Origin of the sequence: Bordetella genomosp. 1 (genome assembly GCF_002261335.1) — a bacterium.
In the GTDB taxonomy this organism is placed as follows: Bacteria; Pseudomonadota; Gammaproteobacteria; order Burkholderiales; family Burkholderiaceae_B; genus Bordetella.
The window spans coordinates 1,644,023-1,660,205 of sequence record NZ_NEVL01000003.1; the positions used below are offsets into that span (position 1 = coordinate 1,644,023).

Annotated in this window: 16 protein-coding genes; 2 read left to right on the top strand and 14 right to left on the bottom strand. The window is 68.8% G+C overall.

The genetic code is table 11. The features are described 5' to 3' along the window. Positions 1 to 2: 2 nt before the first annotated feature. From CEG14_RS26390 to panD, 8 genes are all read right to left on the bottom strand, one after another. Positions 3 to 656: a hypothetical protein gene (locus CEG14_RS26390; protein WP_179280612.1), complete on the bottom strand. Its 654-nt coding sequence runs from the start codon at positions 654 to 656 to the stop codon at positions 3 to 5. Further along, complete coding sequence (locus CEG14_RS15860) at positions 646 to 1,974, bottom strand: type 4b pilus protein PilO2 (protein WP_094827267.1); 1,329 nt, start codon at positions 1,972 to 1,974, stop codon at positions 646 to 648. Before CEG14_RS15860 ends, CEG14_RS26390 begins: the two co-directional genes overlap by 11 nt. Beyond that, positions 1,967 to 3,535: a hypothetical protein gene (locus CEG14_RS15865; RefSeq protein ID WP_094827268.1), complete on the bottom strand. Its 1,569-nt coding sequence runs from the start codon at positions 3,533 to 3,535 to the stop codon at positions 1,967 to 1,969. Before CEG14_RS15865 ends, CEG14_RS15860 begins: the two co-directional genes overlap by 8 nt. 137 nt (positions 3,536 to 3,672) lie before the next feature. Beyond that, positions 3,673 to 4,593 (bottom strand): TcpQ domain-containing protein, encoded by a 921-nt coding sequence (locus CEG14_RS15870; protein ID WP_256985741.1) that lies wholly within the window; start codon positions 4,591 to 4,593, stop codon positions 3,673 to 3,675. Between the two features lie 316 nt (positions 4,594 to 4,909). Then, positions 4,910 to 6,235, bottom strand: a complete 1,326-nt coding sequence (locus CEG14_RS15875) for an extracellular solute-binding protein (RefSeq protein ID WP_094827270.1) — start codon at positions 6,233 to 6,235, stop codon at positions 4,910 to 4,912. A gap of 4 nt (positions 6,236 to 6,239) precedes the next feature. After that, a complete protein-coding gene (locus tag CEG14_RS15880) occupies positions 6,240 to 7,496 on the bottom strand; it encodes a D-amino acid dehydrogenase (RefSeq protein ID WP_094827271.1) in 1,257 nt (418 codons plus the stop codon). A 326-nt stretch (positions 7,497 to 7,822) separates the two neighbouring features. Next, complete coding sequence (locus CEG14_RS15885; RefSeq protein ID WP_094827272.1) at positions 7,823 to 8,863, bottom strand: CDP-6-deoxy-delta-3,4-glucoseen reductase; 1,041 nt, start codon at positions 8,861 to 8,863, stop codon at positions 7,823 to 7,825. A 52-nt stretch (positions 8,864 to 8,915) separates the two neighbouring features. After that, positions 8,916 to 9,284, bottom strand: a complete 369-nt coding sequence (gene panD, locus CEG14_RS15890; protein ID WP_094827273.1) for an aspartate 1-decarboxylase — start codon at positions 9,282 to 9,284, stop codon at positions 8,916 to 8,918. Positions 9,285 to 9,695: 411 nt separating this feature from the next. Between panD and sugE the strand changes: the two genes are divergently transcribed. Beyond that, complete coding sequence (gene sugE / locus CEG14_RS15895; protein ID WP_094827274.1) at positions 9,696 to 10,013, top strand: quaternary ammonium compound efflux SMR transporter SugE; 318 nt, start codon at positions 9,696 to 9,698, stop codon at positions 10,011 to 10,013. 29 nt (positions 10,014 to 10,042) lie between these two features. On the opposite strand, the gene CEG14_RS15900 is transcribed toward sugE, so the two are convergent. From CEG14_RS15900 to CEG14_RS15925, 6 genes are all read right to left on the bottom strand, one after another. Continuing rightward, positions 10,043 to 10,918, bottom strand: a complete 876-nt coding sequence (locus CEG14_RS15900) for an MOSC domain-containing protein (RefSeq protein ID WP_094827275.1) — start codon at positions 10,916 to 10,918, stop codon at positions 10,043 to 10,045. A gap of 174 nt (positions 10,919 to 11,092) precedes the next feature. After that, positions 11,093 to 12,016, bottom strand: a complete 924-nt coding sequence (gene thpD, locus CEG14_RS15905) for an ectoine hydroxylase (protein WP_094827276.1) — start codon at positions 12,014 to 12,016, stop codon at positions 11,093 to 11,095. 24 nt (positions 12,017 to 12,040) lie between these two features. Continuing rightward, entirely contained in the window at positions 12,041 to 12,445 is a 405-nt protein-coding gene (locus CEG14_RS15910) for an ectoine synthase (RefSeq protein WP_094827277.1), read from the bottom strand. Continuing rightward, positions 12,442 to 13,749: a diaminobutyrate--2-oxoglutarate transaminase gene (gene ectB / locus CEG14_RS15915; RefSeq protein WP_094827278.1), complete on the bottom strand. Its 1,308-nt coding sequence runs from the start codon at positions 13,747 to 13,749 to the stop codon at positions 12,442 to 12,444. The genes CEG14_RS15910 and ectB overlap by 4 nt, the downstream gene beginning before the upstream one ends. A gap of 114 nt (positions 13,750 to 13,863) precedes the next feature. Then, positions 13,864 to 14,430, bottom strand: coding sequence for a diaminobutyrate acetyltransferase (gene ectA, locus CEG14_RS15920; protein ID WP_094827279.1), 567 nt, complete (start codon positions 14,428 to 14,430; stop codon positions 13,864 to 13,866). Further along, complete coding sequence (locus CEG14_RS15925; RefSeq protein WP_094827280.1) at positions 14,427 to 14,969, bottom strand: MarR family winged helix-turn-helix transcriptional regulator; 543 nt, start codon at positions 14,967 to 14,969, stop codon at positions 14,427 to 14,429. Before CEG14_RS15925 ends, ectA begins: the two co-directional genes overlap by 4 nt. 249 nt (positions 14,970 to 15,218) lie before the next feature. Here CEG14_RS15925 and CEG14_RS15930 point away from each other — a divergent pair, with 249 nt between their 5' ends. Then, positions 15,219 to 16,163: a MurR/RpiR family transcriptional regulator gene (locus CEG14_RS15930; RefSeq protein WP_094827281.1), complete on the top strand. Its 945-nt coding sequence runs from the start codon at positions 15,219 to 15,221 to the stop codon at positions 16,161 to 16,163. Positions 16,164 to 16,183: the final 20 nt, after the last annotated feature.

Consider the following 16,183-nt stretch of genomic DNA (forward strand, 5'->3'; position numbering starts at 1 on the left):
AGCTACTCCCCTTGCGGCCCGTCGGGGGCGCCCAGCATGCAGGCACGCACCGGCGCATTTTCGTGCTGCAAGACCACGCACGGCGGCTCGATACGGAGCAGCGCGTAGGGCGCGACCGCGCGCGCCTCGCGCCGCCGCGGCAGGCGTTGCCCGCTGCGAAAACGCAGCAGCTCGCCATCCACCCAGACGTCGGCCATCAGGTGGCGGCCCACCCCGTAAATGGCCCGCACGCGCACGCCCTTCGTGAGGGCCGCAGGCTTTGCGCCGGCCTCGGGATGGCGGGCGCCCTGCTCGGCCTTGAGCAGGTCGTCGATCGTCGGGCTTTGCGGCCAGGGTTCGGGGAGCGCGACACCATCGGGCGCTTTTGCAGATGGCGCCGAAGGGGGTGCCGCTGCGGGGGCAGGCGCGGCAGCGGGCGGGACTACGGCAGGCGCGGTGGCGTCGGGCGGGGCTGCGGCGGACGTGGCGGCCGCGGCCGACATCGCCTCGCCGCCGCGCTCGGCCGGGCCTGGATCCTCCGCCGCCGGCGCGACCTGCAGCGCCATGCAGCCGAGCGAACAGAGCAGCAGGCACGCGCGTGCGACAGCGGCCCGGCGCCCGCTCGTGCGCCCGCCGGCCGGGGCCTTGCAGCCCGATGTGCGCCCTTCAGCGTTCATAGAGATCTCCTTCGACGTCGATCAGCATCGGGCTCTGCGCCCCCCGGCTGGCACTGCCGAGATCGAGCCGCAGCCCGACGGCGCGCCATTGCGCATGCAAGGCCGGCCAGGGCATGCCGGCCACGACGCGCAGCGGCCCCTGCAAGGACACGCTGCGGCGGCGCGCCTGGCTGGCGCCGCCGGACATGTCGGCACCGGCAGGCCTGGGCGGCGCCACGTGCAGGCTGGCCAGCGAGGGTCGGTGGGTCTGCAGCACGCCCAGGCCGCCCAGGCCCGCGCCGGCGGCCGGATCGAACGCAAGCATGGGCCGGCCGGCGACGTGCCAGCGCAGGTCCGCATCGTCGAGCGAGGGGAAGCCCAGGGCCCAGCCCTTGGGGCGCACGCGGTCGAGACGGGCACTGGTGGCTTCGGCCGCGACCCGGCGATAGCGCGCGCGGCACGCCCATCCGGCGGGCATGGCCTGCCAGGTGCAACGAGCGTGTTCGAGCCGCCAGCCCTGCACGCCCAAGGGCAGGCGGCCGAATCCCCGCAGCGCGTCGGGGAGGGTCTGGCCATGCTGGATGCGTGGCGGCGGAGCCACGGCCATCACGGCGGGCGGCCGCCCCGCGCTGCGGGCCGCGTGGGCGGTGGCGGCGTCTGCGCGCCAGGCGGGGCTGGCGACCGCCCAGGCCCCGCCCAGCAAGGCGAAGGCGGCGCAGGCAAGCGGCACGGGATGCCAGCGCCGCACGACCTGCATGCGGGCGGCCGGCACGAGGCAACGGCTGAACTGCTGGCTCAGCGCCTCGGCGTCGCAGGCGCGCAGGGCGGGATGCTGCTCCAGCAAGGCTTGCAGGGCATCGGCGGCCTCGCTGCGGGTGTCGAAGATCCGGTCGGCGCGCGACAGCACCGCGCCGTCTTGTGCGGCCACCAGCCACCAGCGCCCGTCGGGCAACGCCGCGAGGCCGGCGCGCGGCTGCCCTTGGGCCAGGCAGGCGAAGGCCTGCGCCGCCGACATCAGGATCCGCGCACGCCCCGCGCTGCCGGCGCCGGCGCCGCCCGGACGCGCGGCGAGCTGGAGGTCGGCGCGCGTGAGGCGCAGGCAACCGCAGCTGAGAACGCGTGCGCCGCCGGTGATGAAGTGGGTGGCGCCGCTCTGGCGCGCGCGCAGCCGCGCCAGCGCCGGCGCATGGGAGCCGAGCACCGCGCACCAGTGCAGGCCATAGACCAGCCAGGCATCCGGCTGCGCATGCGCAAACAGCGCCGCACGGCCTGCCGCGGCCGGCGCAGCGTAGGCCGGGCCCGCGGCCTCGGGATCCGTTGAGTCGGGTGCGTCAGACATCGCCGTCCTCCAGTTGTGCCGTGATGAGCAGCACCGTGCGCTGCTGGATATCGCTGAGCGAGTCGCGCCCGCCGGCGAGCAGCGGCGCGCCGCGGGTCAGCCGGCGCGTGTCGCTGTCGAGTTCGCGGGCGTCGAAGCCCGCCAGCAGCACCGGCTGCCCCGGGCGCAGCGCCACCTGCTGCACGGTGCCGTGGCCGTCGAGATTGAGCTGTTGCACGCGCAACTGGCTGTCGGCGGGGCCGAACGACAGGGTGCGCAGCGGCTGGGCATAGGAGTTGTCGTAGCCGATGGAGAGCAGGATGCTGCCGTCGTCGCGCGCGTCGGGCAGGATGGTGACGAAGGTGCCGACCGTTTCGCGCTTCTGGCTGACGCTGATGGAGGGCACGACGGCCGGCTGCGCCGTGGTGCCGCCGATCACGCCGCCCTGCACATGATCGACGTAGGAGAAGGTGCTGTGCACCGCATGGGTGACGGGCTGGCGATTGAGCGTAAGCAGCGGGATGCTGCGGCGATGCACCGACACGCCCGCCTCGGCGAGCACATCGAGCATGGCCTGGCTGCCGCGCCATTGCCCGCGCGAGACTCCGGCGCCGAGCAGGGCGGCACCTTGGCCGGCGGCGGCGGCAGGCCCGGCGGCGTTGAGCGCCGCACTGGCGCGCGAGAAGATGAGGGCCCAATCGATGCCACGCTCGTCGCGATCGCGGCGGGACAGCGTGAGCTCTTCGAGCAGGATGCGCACGCGCCGCGTGGCCGCGCGGTTTTCGCGGGCGACATAGGCCTCGATGCGGTCGAGGATCTCGGGCAGGTCGGTGACGACCAGTGCGCCGCCATTGGCGGTGACTTCGGACACCACGCCCGCCTTGGACAGAAAGGGCAGCACGCGCGCCCGCAACGCGGCCAGGCCGTTGCCATCGCCGGAGGACATCGCGGTCTGCATGCCGTGATCGAAGCCCTCGGCCTTGCCGCTGGCGCTGCGCCCGAGCTGGCTGCGCGTGTGTGCCGCGACGGCCAGCATGCGCACGTCGAACACGCGCGTGTCGGTGCGGTAGAACTCGATGGCGCCGGCCTGGTATCGCCAGTGCACATAGAGCCGTGCGGCCAGGCCGTCGAGCAGGTCTGCCAGGGGCTGGGGCCCGCTTTCGAGCTCGGCGCGGCGCAGCAGCGTGCCGGCGTGCGTGTCGAGGGCGTCGACTCCGTTGAGGCGCGGCAGGAAGCGCTCGGGCGGCAGCAGCGCATCGGGCAGGATGCGCACGGGAATGGCGGTGGCGCGGCGGATGCGCTGCGCGAGCTGCGGCAGGTCGGGCCGGTCTGTGTAGAGCAGCGTGGCGTCGATGCGGCGGCGCAGGGGCTCGGGCAGCCGCAGCTCGCGCGCCAGCGGTCGCGCCCGCCCCGCGAGCCAGGCATGCGGCACGTCTTGGGCGGCGCGCCGTTGCGCGGCATCGTTGAGCTGGCGGGCGTGGTCGCGCTCGAGTGTGTCGATGCGATGCGCGGCGGCGCGCGTGCGGTCTTGCGCCTGCACCGCCCTGCCCTGCCATCCGCACGCCGGCAGGACCAGCACCATCACGGACACCAGCGCGGGACGAAGGGATCGCAGCGAAGCCCGCCAACCCGGCCGTCGCGCGACATCGACCGAACGGAGGGTGCGGAGGCAGGCGCGGCCGCCGCCGTGACGACGCATGATGGCGTTGGCGCCCGGCCTCATGCGCCCGCCTGCGTGAACGGACGGCTGCGATCGCAGGCGGCCGCGAGGGGCACGACGCGCAGCACCTGGTTGGCATAGAAGCACGGCTGCACCGGCCGGTCGGACAGCTCGGTGCTGGCCAGCAGATCGCGGACCGCTTGCTTGAAGTCGCTGCCGAACACCGCGGCCCCGTCCAGGGGAATGTCGGCGTCGACGGCCCAGTGCGCGGGGTGGAAGGTCCAGCCCGCGCGCTCGGCCCAGCGCGCCAGCACGGCGCGCAGCGTGGCGTCGGGGGCGGCCGCGCGATACGGCACGATCGCGGGCACGCGTGCCGATGGCTGCGCCACCGCGGCGGCCATCGGGCCGGAAACGGCCGCGCGGGAGTGCGATGCGGCGGGCGGCGATGCCGGCAACGCGGCACGTGCGGATGGCGGCGCCGGAGGCGGCGCAGGAATGGGAATCGGCGCGGCCGCGACATGGGTGGCTTGCGCGGGCCGGGTCTCGGCGGTGGGCATGGGCGCATGCCGTGCGCGCGCCTCGAGATGCCCCGCGCGCAGCACCAGCTCGCGGGCATCGCTGCGCACCACGACGTAGGGCGGATACTGCTGGTAAGGCAGCGGCGAGAGCCCCGCCGCGGTGCGCGCGAAGAGCGCCGGCACCGGCTGGCCGGGCGCGAACTGCAGCCAGATCTCGGCGCCGTCGCCGAACATCTGCACCGGCCCGGCGTCGGCGTCGCCGGAGAGTCGCCAGTCGAAATCATAGGCCGCGGGCGGCGCCTGCCAGGCGTTGCGCGCGGCATCGCCGGCAACGGCCCAGCCGTGTTCGCGCAGGGTGAGGCCGCAACCGGGCAAGAGCACGCACGACGCCATCGATGCGAGGAATGCGAGCTGCCGGCCCGGCCTGCTGCGCTGCCTTGGGGGTGCTGCGACTGCGCTCATGGCGCCTCCGTGGAGGATGGGATTCGGCACGCCAGGGCCTCCGTGGCCGCGGCGCCGTCATGCCTGATGCATGACACGAGCCCTCATCCTGCGCCGATCGGCGGGCCGCCAAAACCTCGTCATGTACGGTGCGGCGCGAAGATCGCAGCCGCTCGGATCGCGGCCGCGCCGCCATGCCTCGAAGACGAGCGAGCTGGTGCCCCATCGGGCCGGCGGGCTGCCCCGGAGCGGAAGCGCGCACGGCGCCGCCCGTGAAAAACGCAGCGGCAATGAAAAAGGCCACCCCGAAGGGTGGCCTCGATCGCAGGAATCCCGATCAGCGTTGCGTCGAGATGCTGCGGGCCTGCGCGGCGGCGTTGTTGAGCGCGGCCACCGGCGGCGTCTTGCCGTCGAAGGCATCCTGCAGCTGCGCATTGAACACGGGCTCGATGCGCTCGTAGTTGGCAATGCGGAAGCCGCGGCCGTTGGGCGCCGGCTGGCCGCGCATCGACGCGATCAGCTGGTGCGCGCCGGGCACCTTGTCGTAGAACGAGACGTCGGACGCGCGGAACGCGGCTTCGGTCAGCGGCAGGAAACCGGTCTGCTGGTGCCACTCGGTGGCCACCACCGGCTTGGACAGCCAGGCCAGGAAGTTGGCGGTGGCCTTTTCCTGGGCCTGCGGATGGCCTTCGACCGCCCACAGGGCCGCACCGCTCACGAACGGACGGCCGGCGGTCTTGGTGACCTGGTCGTAGTAGGGCAGCGGCGCCACGCCGAACGACAGCGAGCGGGTGTTGAGGAACTGGCCGAACGAACCCGAGGTGGAGGTGAGCACGCCGCACTCGCCCTTGGCGAAGAGCTGGTCGCTCTTCTTGTCGCCCGAGTAGGCCGTGAACAGCAGCGAACGCTTCCAGCTCACCATCAGTGAGATGTGACGCATGTAGAGCGTGTCGAACTGCATCGTGGGCGTGCCCTTGGCCTTGCCCAGACCGTTTTCGTTGGTCGCGTACAGCTGGTTGTTGATCGGGGCCAGGTTTTCGAGGTGGACGGAGACCTGTTCGCTCGAGGCGTAGGGGCAGTCGATGTCGGCCACGTCACGCAGCTTGAGCAGCTCGGCCTGGAGGTCGGTCCAGGTGCGGGCGGGCTGGCTGGGGTTCAGGCCGGCCTTCTTGTAGAGCGTGGTGTTGTAGAACATCACCGGCACTTCGGCCATCCAGGGGAACGCCAGCAGGCGGCCCTTGTTGTCGCGCACGAAGTCGCTGGTGGCCGGCAGGAACCAGTTCAGGTCTTTGATCGGGTATTTGGCGAGCAGCTGATACAGCGGCAGGATGGCCTTGTGCTCGGCCACCACTTCGGGCGAGTGGTTGTCGCTCAGCTGGATCAGGTTGGGGGCCTTCTTTGCCTTGACGGCGGAGGCCGCCTCTTGCTGCAGGGCCGCTTCGTTGGGGAAGTCGCGAAGCTTGACCTCCACGTCTTTCTGTTCTTTGTTGTACTGCTTGATGAGTTTGTCGAACTCGGCCTTGTTGGCGCCGTTGAGCACGTGCCAGACCTGGATCTCGACCGCGTCGGCATGCGCGACGCCAGAGGCGAGCGCCAGACCGAACAGCGCGTACCGGCTGGCACGCAAGGCTTGGGCAAGGCCCTTCAGTTGCAGTTTCTTCATAGGTTCACAGACCAAGAAAAGGAAATTCCGGTTCAGGCCGCCGCCCGCTGAGCAGGTCGGCCAAAGCCCGGCCCGAACCCACTCCCATCGTCCAGCCCAGCGTACCATGACCCGTATTGAGATACAGGTTGGCGACGCGGGTGCGGCCGATCAGGGGCACGTTCGAAGGGGTGGACGGGCGCAACCCCGACCAATAGCTGACGCCCTCGTAGTCGAGGGCATCGGAAAACAGTTCGCGCGCCAGGCGCGTGAGGGCCTCGCAGCGGCCGGTGTTCAGGCTGCGCGAATATCCCGAGAGCTCCGCGGTGCCCGCCATGCGCAGGCGATTGCCCAGCCGCGAAAACACCACCTTGTGGCTCGAATCGGTGAGGCTCACCGACGGCGCGCGCGCGCCGTCCAGGATCGGGAACGTGGCCGAGTACCCCTTGGCGGGATAGACGTTGCACGCGACGCCGAGGGGGCGCACCAGCTCGGGCGTGTAGCTGCCCATGGCCGCCACGTAGGCGTCGGCCTCGATGCGCCCGTAGCGGCCGTCGGGCTCGATCAGCTCCACGCCGCGCACCTGGCCGCCCTCGGAAAGCAGGCGCGTGATGCGGGTACTGAAACGGAACTCGACGCCCGCCTGCTCGCAACGCGCGGCCAGCGCGGTGGCAAACAGGTGCACGTCGCCGCTTTCGTCTTCGGGGGTGTAGTCGCCGCCCACGATAGTGCCGCGATGCGGCGCCAGGGCGGGTTCGATCGCGATCACTTCGTCGGTGTTGATCACGCGACGCTCCACGCCGAAGTCGCGCATCAGCCCGGCGGCGCGCTGCGAGTTCTCGAATTCGTGGGGGTCGCGGTAGAAATTGAGGATGCCGCGCTCGAGGTGGTCGTACTGGATGCCGAGCTCGGCGCGCATGCCCTGCAGCGTGGCGCGGCTGTATTCGGCCATGCGCACCATGGCGCGGATGTTGGGCGCGAGGCGCGAGGGCAGGCACTCGCGCAGAAAGGCCAGGCCCCACATCCATTGACGCCAGTCGAGCTGCGGCCGGAACAGCAGCGGCGCGTCGTCCTGGAACATCCATCTGAGCAGCTTGAACGGCGCCTGCGGATTGGCCCAGGGCTCGGCATACGACACGGAGATCTGCGAGCCGTTGGCCAGGCTGGTTTCCTGGGCGGCGCCCGTGCAGCGATCAACGACGACGACGTCATGGCCGGCCTGCTTGAGCCACCAGGCGGTGGAGACCCCGATGATGCCGCTGCCCAAAACCGCTACTTTCATGCGCTCAATACTCCCTGCCCGAGGCGCCGGGCCAACTGGTAGGACGCGCGTGCCGGATTGCCCGCCCCGAACTTGGTGCGGCAGTGTACTCCGGGCGCGACGCGAAGATCGCTAAAAAAAAGGGGAGACATCCTCGCCGTGCCGATGCCCGGCGGGACGTCTTTGATTGTCGCATGACCCGCCCCCCGCCCCCAAACCGGGCGCCCACGAAAACGCCCGCCGAAAGGCGGGCGTCGAGGACGGCACCGGTGCCCTGCGCGGCGCATGCCCCGCAGCGGGGGCACGCCACCGGAGAACGGCGGCAGGCGGGGCGAGGCGCGCCCAGCTCAGCCCTTGGCCAGGTCGGCCTCGGAGGTGAACGCGTCGGCGTAGAACTCCTCGGCCGGCAGGCCGCACTGGGCGCTGAACTGGCGGCGCGCGGCGTCGACCATCGGGGGCGCGCCACAGGCATAGACCTGATAGGCGGCCATGTCGGGCAGGTCGGCCATCACGGCCTCGTGGACGAAGCCGGTACGGCCGGTCCAGCCATCCTCTTCGAGGGCGTTGGAGATCACGGGCACGAAGCGGAAATCCGGCAGCGTGTCGGCCCACGATTGCGCCAGCGCGCTCATGTAGAGATCGGCCGGGCGGCGACCGCCCCAGTACAGCGTGACCGGGCGGCGGATTTCCTTGTGGATCATGTGCTCGACGATGGCTTTGACCGGTGCGAAACCGGTGCCGCTGGCGAGCAGGATGATGGGCTTGTCGGAGTCTTCGCGCAGGAAGAACGAACCGAACGGGCCTTCGAGGCGCAGGATCTCGCGCTCTTTCATCTGGGTGGCGCCGGCGCCGAACACGTGGTCGGTGAACAGGCCGCCGGGCATGTGGCGGATGTGCAGCTCGAGCGGGCTGCCCGTGTGCGGCGCGCCGGCCATGGAATAGCTGCGGCGCTTGTTGTCCTTGAGGATGATCTCGACGTACTGGCCGGCGTAGTAGCGGAACTGCTCCGAGGCGGGCAGCTGCAGCTTGAGCACGGTGACGTCGTTGCCGATGCGCTCGAGCGTCTGCACACGCGAGGGCATCTTGCGGATCTGGATGTCGGAGGCCAGGCGCACCTCGGTGGACTCGACCACCAGGTCGGTCTGGGGCTTGGCCTGACAGAACAGCGTGTAGCCGGCGGCGAGCTCCTCGGGCGACAGGATCTGCGCCGGGTAGGTGCCGGCGTCGACCTCGCCGGACACCACCTTGCCCTTGCAGGTGGAGCAGGCGCCGGTGCGGCAGCTGTACGGCAGCACGATGCCGGCGGCGAGCGCCGCGTCGAGGACGGTCTGGCCGGACTCGACCTTGAACTGGTGCTGGCTGGGTTGGATGGTGACCGAGAAGCTCATGATGTTACGGATAGGGAGGCGCGGGGCGCGCGCTGCGCCCCGCCGGCCCGGATCACTCCGGGAACTTGCGGATTTCCTTGACGCGATTGTCGTCGGTGACCAGCACGACCTGCGGCTTGTGACGCGCCGAATCCTCTTCGGACATCGGGCCGTAGGTGCAGATGATCAGCAGGTCGCCGACCTGCGCCTTGCGTGCGGCCGCGCCGTTGAGCGAGATCGCGCCGCTGCCGCGAGCGGCCTTGATGATGTAGGTGTCGAAGCGCTCGCCATTGGTGACGTTGTAGAGTTCGATGCGTTCGAACTCGCGCATGCCGGCGGCGTCGAGCAGGTCTTCGTCGATACCGCACGAACCTTCGTAGTGCAGATCAGCTTCGGTGACCGTGACGCGGTGCAGCTTCGCCCGCAGCATAATGCGTTGCATATGAATCAAATTCCTGGGTTTGCGGGCCGGAACCGCAAGATGGCCCGGGCGGCGGACGCGGAACGCGCCGCCACGCGCGCCCATGAGGCAGGGGGACACCCGGCTTTGTCCCCGGCAGACCGATATTCTATAATCTTTGGCTCCGGGACGACCCGGTAGTGACTTTGACGCCGGGCCAGGCATCGGGTGGCAAGCACGGAGTGGCAGGCACCGAGTGGCAGGCACTGCGTGGCAACCACGGAGTGGCAACCACGGAGTGCCAACCACGGAGTGGGAACCACTGAGTGCCAACTAAGACGTGCCAACCACCAAGGCCCGCCCCCAGCGTCATCGCGCCCATCATCCCGGGGACGGCCCCTCTCTCAGGCAGTTCGCATCGGAGCGGCTGCCGCGTCTACAGGAGCTGTTTCCATGACCTGGGTCATCCTCGTTCTCGCCGGCCTCTTCGAAGTCGTCTGGGCCATCGGCCTCAAATACACCCACGGCTTCACCCGCCTCATGCCCTCGGTCGTCACCGTTGCCGGCATGATCGTGAGCTTCTGGCTGCTCGCCACCGCCATGAAAACCCTGCCGCTCGGCACCGCCTACGCCGTGTGGGTGGGCATCGGCACGCTCGGGGCCTTCATCGCCGGCATCGTCTTGTTTGGCGAGTCGGCCAGCCCGATGCGCATCGCCAGCGTGATGCTGATCGTGGCCGGCCTGGTCGGCCTGAAGCTCGCCACCCCCTGAGGCCGTCGGCGCTCAGGCGCCGGCCTGCTTCAGAAATCCAGTTCGATCTCGGCCGGGTCGCCCACGCGCAGCGTGGCGCCGGCCGGCGCCGCCACGATGGCGTTCTGGCCGAACACGACCCCGATCTCGAGATTGCGATAGCCGGCCAGCGTGCGACCGGGTTCGGCATGCATTTCGGCCGTGCGCTGGTCGATGTCGGGGATCGAGCAGCGCGTGCAGGGCTTGACGAAGGCCAGCGTCACCTCGCCCAGCCGCAGCACGGCGGTCTGGTCTTCCTCGAAGGCGGGCCAGTCGTCGCTCTCGACCACGATGTTGGGCCGGAAACGGTCCATCGGCACCGGTGCCACGCCACGCGCGGCCAGTCGCTGGTTCAAGTCGTCGAGCGAGGCCTGGTTGGCCACCAGCAGCGGAAAGCCATCGGCGAATCCGAAGAAATGGTCGCCATCGAAGGCGTCGGCCAGGTCGGGATGGCGCTCGCGCCAGCCGTCGACCCACTCGGGCTTGGCCGGACGGCGCGCGTCGGCGTCGACCTTGAGCAGCCGGCACGGCGTGCCCAGGAAGGTGCTGAGCCAGTCGGCCGCCGCCGGGGTGTCCTGGCGGGCGGCGACGGTGTCGCGCCAGACGCCCACCTGCTCCACCGTGTCCGACAGGCCGCTCTCGTCGAGCGCCACCCGCAGCGGCGCCTGGCCCGGCGCGCTCAGCGTGAGCGCGGACGCGTCGAGCGCGGTGCCGATCAGGGCCATGCGCGGCCATTGGCGCTGCGTCATGAACTGCCCCTCGGCCGACACGATCATCCAGCGCCGATCATGGCGCAGCCCGGCGCGATCGACCGGCGCGGCGGCCAGGTCGATACCGGCACAGGATTTGACGGGGTAGATGTGCAGACTGCGGATCCGGGCGGACATGGCGGCAGGAAAGGGTCACATGGAAGCGCGTCAGCATAGCAGCCTCGAGACCGCCGTCTTAGAGCCAGCCCTGCCCCTCCTCACGGAGCCACGCCGGGACCGGACGAAAAAAACCCCGGAGGATCACCCCGGGGAATGGGTCTGCCACGGCGGATCGCCGCGAGCATTGGGAGGTCAGCCGACCAGCTTGAGCGTGTCCAGCGGGGTCACCGCCTTGAACGCCTTGCGCGTGGCGATGTGCTCGGGACGCGGATCCAGGCCGTACTTCGGCGGATTCAGCGTGTTCTCCATGCTGTTGTAGACCATGAAGACGTTCGAGCGCGGCCACGGCGAGATGTTGCTGTTCGAGCCGTGCATGGTGTTGCAATCGAAGAAGATCACGGACCCGGCCTTGGCCATCATGGTCTTGATCCCGCCCTGCTCGGCGAGCAGCTGCAGGCTGACCTGGTCGGGCACGCCGTATTCCTGCTTCTTCAGCGACTGCTTGTAGTGGTCGCGCGGGGTTTCGCCCACGCACGAGATGAACTGGCGGTGCGAACCGGGCACCAGCATGAGCGGGCCGTTGGTCTCGTTGTTGTCCGAGAGCAGCACCGAGCAACTGAGCGCGCGCATCGACGGCATGCCGTCTTCCACGTGCCAGGTTTCAAAGTCGGAGTGCCAATAGAACTCCTTGCCGTGAAAGCCGGGCTTCATGTTGGCGCGCGACTGGTGCAGGTAGACCTCGGAACCCAGGATCTGGCGGGCCACGTTGGCCACGCGCGGATCGCGCGACAGACGCGCCAGGATCGGGCTGAGCACGTGCACCATGAAGATCGACCGCACCACATTGGTGTTGCGCTCGGTGATGGCCTCTTCGCGGCGGATGATCGCCGGGTCGCGCGTCATGCGCTCGACTTCGCCGAGCAGGTGCGCGACTTCGTCGGCGGAAAACACGTCTTCGAGCAGCAGGAAACCATCGCGCTCATACGACTGGACCTGGTCGGTGCTCAGCGCGTCGGCATACATTCCGTCGCCGTAGACCACCGGGTCCTGGCGCGCAATGATGGCGGAACCGCGATCCGTACGCGAGGCGTACGGATCCTTCGCAGGTGAAATCATAAGACTCTCCTATTCGTGAGTACCTCAGGCGGCGACCTTGGCGTCGGCGGGCAGCGCGTACACGCCGTCGGCGTCGTGCACTTCCTGGCCGGTCAGGGGCGGATTGAAGACGCAGATCACCCGCAGCGGCTCCTTGCCGCCACACAGCCAGTGCTCGTCGTTTTCGTTCAGGGCGTAGACCACGCCCGGGCCCAGGTCGTACTTCTTGCCATCGGCAATGGTTTCGATCGAACCGTCGCCCTCGATGCACCAGACGGCCTCGAGGTGGTTCTTGTAGTGGATGTGCGTGCGCGTGCCGGGGAAGATCGTGGTTTCATGGAACGAGAAACCCATGTTGTCCTTCTTCAGCAGCACGCGGCGGCTGACCCAGGTATCGGTACGCACCTCGTCCTTGGTGCCAATCACATCTTTCACATTACGCACGATCATCGACGCTTACCTCCAAATTTGAGTACACGGGCGGACTTCTCGTCTTCGCCCAGGGCATCGGCCACGCTGGCCTCGATCACGTCCAGGCCACGGGTCAACAGTTCATCCTCGATCGTCAGCGCGGGCAGCAGCTTGAGCACTTCGTCGTGCGCGCCCGAGGTTTCGATCACCACGCCACGCTCGAACGCCTTGTGCGCGATGCGGTTGGCCAGGCCATGGTCCGTCGTCGCCACCAGGCCCTGGATCAGGCCGCGGCCGCGCACGGCCAGCCCGGCATTCGGGTAGCTGTGGGCGAGGTTTTCGAGCCAGTCGCGCACCAGGCGCTCCTTGCGCTGCACCTCGGTCGAGAACGCGTCGCTGGCCCAGTAGGTGTCCAGCGCCTGCGCCGCCGTGACGAACGCGAGGTTGTTGCCGCGGAAAGTGCCGCTGTGGGCGCCCGGCTTCCAGATGTCGAGTTCGGGCTTCATCAGCACGAGCGACATGGGCAGGCCGAAGCCCGAGAGCGACTTCGACAGCGTGATGATGTCGGGGCGGATGCCGGCCGACTCGAAGCTGAAGAAGCTGCCGGTGCGTCCGCAGCCCACTTGGATGTCGTCCACGATCAGCAGCATGTCGTGGCGACGGCAGAGCTTCTCGAGCTCCTTGAGCCAGCGCAGGGTGGCCACGTTCACGCCGCCCTCGCCCTGCACGGTCTCGACGATCACGCCGGCCGGCTTGTCCAGGCCGCTGCTCGGGTCATCGAGCATGCGCTCCAGGAAGGCGATGGTGTCGACGTCGGGGCCGAAGTAACCGTCGTACGGCATGAAGGTCGTGTTGCCCAGCGCGTAGCCGGCGGCATCGCGGAACTTCATGTTCGCGGTGGCGGACAGCGAGCCGCCGCTCACGCCGTGGAAGCCGTGGGTGAACGAGATGATGTTGGAGCGGCCCTTGACCTGACGGGCGATCTTGAGTGCGGCTTCGACCGCGTTGGTTCCGGTGGGACCGGTGAACTGCAGGGTGTATTGCCAGTTGCGCGGCTTGAGCAGCACGCGGTCGACCGTCTCGAGGAAGCGCTTCTTGGCGCTGGTGGCCATGTCCAGGCCGTGCACCACGCCGTCGGACTCGAGGTATTCGAGCAGCTTTTCCTTGAAGACCGGGTTGTTGTGGCCGTAGTTCAAGGTACCGGCGCCGCTGAAGAAATCGATGTACTCGGTGCCTTCCTCGTCGATCAGCAGAGACCCGCGGGCCTGGCTGAATATCACTGGAAACGACCGAATGTAGCCCCTGACTTCCGACTCCATCCGGTCAAAAATTTTCAAATCCATGTGATCCTCCCATTATCAAATTTACGGACGACAAAGCCCCGCCGGGTGCGTTGAGCGCGCCCGGAAACTGGACTGCAGTCGGCGGTACTGAAAAGGCCGCTTACGGCCGCCGCATCAATACGGCGGGTCGAACGGGCCTATCTTCAACAACATCTCGTCATCGTGATCCGCGCCGCCGAAATGCTGCCGATCGAAATACGGCTGCTCGGAGACGTGGGCGCCGAGTTCGCCGGCCAGGCCGGTGAAGGTGCGGCGCGAAGCCTGGTTGTCAGGCCCCACCGTGGTTTCAAGATGGCGAACCCGCTGCAACGCGTCGCGCGACAGCAGTTCGTTGAGCATGGCGCGGGCCAGACGCTGGCCCCGCGCACGGGAATGCACGGCCACCTGCCAGACGAAGAGCGTGTCGGGCTGGTTCGGCGGAATGTAGGCGGAGATGAACCCGTCGATATCGCCACCCAGGCTTTCGGCGACCACGCAGGTCTCGCTGTGGTGTTCGCACAGCAGCAGGTAGGCATAGAGGGAATTGACATCCAGCGGCGGGCATTCGGACACCAGCCGGTGGATCGCGGCGCCGTCGGCCAGGCGGGCTGGCCGGAAGATGTGCCGCGGAAGGCGGGCCGGCGCGGGGCGCGCGGCCGAATTCGGTAGGGAAGAAGTGTTGTTCAGTTCAATGTTTCTCATACGACCAATCCCGATTCTGGCGGTGCGCCACCCGTGGGCACGTCGAGAATGGGCGAAGAGGGGTCATGCACTTCAGCGGCATGTCCTTCCTGTTCCATCAGGTCGACGATCCGCTCGAGCGAGAGCGTGATCGTGGCCTGCTCGAGCTCGGGCAGCGCGTTGAGCGCGTCAGCCAGATGCTTCTGCAACGGCGACGGCGCGTCGGATGCCAGCGCGCGGCCGGCATCGGTGGCGGTAACGAACACGATCCGGCGGTCTTCGCGGCCGCGTTCGCGGCGGATCAAACCCTTGTCTTCCAGGCGGTCGAGAATGCCCACGACCGTGCTGGGGCTGACATGGATCTCGCGGCTGATCGCCGTGGCCGTGAGCGGGCCCAGCGCGATCACCGTGCGCAGGCACATCAGCTGGGGCGCGGTGATGTGACTCACCGCAGCCAGCTGGCGCGAGTGCAATGCGATCGATCGCGTGATGCGGCGCAGGGCCCGAAGGATGCGCAGATCGTATTGCTGCGAAGGTTCCGTCGTTTTGACGTTGTTCATGAGTGAAAAGAGTTCAACAAAATTGATTTCTACACAAATGATATGCGGACCAACCGAATGAGTCAAACCTAAATTGCAAGCACGATGTAATTAAATGAAGGTGAATTTGCAGAAGATGAATTCACTTGCCATTTCTCCTCTAGGGCGCCCGATTAAATAGGGACGGCTTATTGGGGCATACCCTGGCATAAAAACAGATGTTTTATTTGCTACTGCAGACATATCATTTGTTTTTTATCGGACACCTTCATGCCGGATACGCCCCTCCCCGCCGACCTGGTGCGCACGCTCCAGGCCCGTCTCGAAAGCCTGCCGCCCGAGCTGCAGCGGGCCGCCCATTGGGTGGTGGCCCACCCCGCCGAAGTGGGGTTGTGGTCGATGCGGCGCCAGGCGCAGGCGGTGGGCGTGGCGCCGGCCACGATGCTGCGGCTGGCGCGCGCCACCGGCCACGACAGCTACGAGGACTTCCGCCGGCCGTTCCAGCTGGCCCTGGCCGCCCCGCGCGAGGCGGGGCTGCGCGAGCGCGCAGCCGCCTTGCAGGCCGCCGACGGCGCGGCCGATCCGCAGGGGCAGCGCGGGCACGACGTGCTGACCCAGACCCAGACGCAGGCGCTCAATTCGGTGTGCGCGCTGAACACGCCCGCCGAGTTCGATGCCGCCGCCGGCACCCTGCTGGCCGCGCGCCAGGTCGGGTTCCTGGGCACGCGCTCGGCCTTCGGCATTGCCTTTCAGATGCGCTACGCCTACCAGCTGGTGCGCCGTAACAGCGTGCTCATCGACGGCCTGGGCGGCGCGCCGGCCGAGCAGACCGACAATCTCCAGCGCGGCGACGCGCTGGTGGTGATCTCGCAGGCCCCCTACCCCACCGTCACCGTGGAACTGGCGCGCCAGGCGGCGCAGCGTGGCGTCGACATCGTCGCCCTCACCGACGATCCGCTGTCGCCGCTGGCCGTCGACGCGCGCCACACCCTGCGCTTCGCCCCGCCCGATCGTGACGGCGTGCGCGAGCGCCCGGTGGTGGCGGGTCCCGGCTCCTTTTTCCACACCACGGCGGGCCTGCTGGCCCTGGCCGAACACCTGGTGGCGCGCGTCACCGCACGCGGCGGCGACGCCGTGCTGACCCGCCTGACCGAAGTCGAAAACCGCCTGCGCGCCGATGGCGTGTACTGGACCGGCCCGCGCCGCGCCCCCTGACCTCTTACCTCGACACCGCC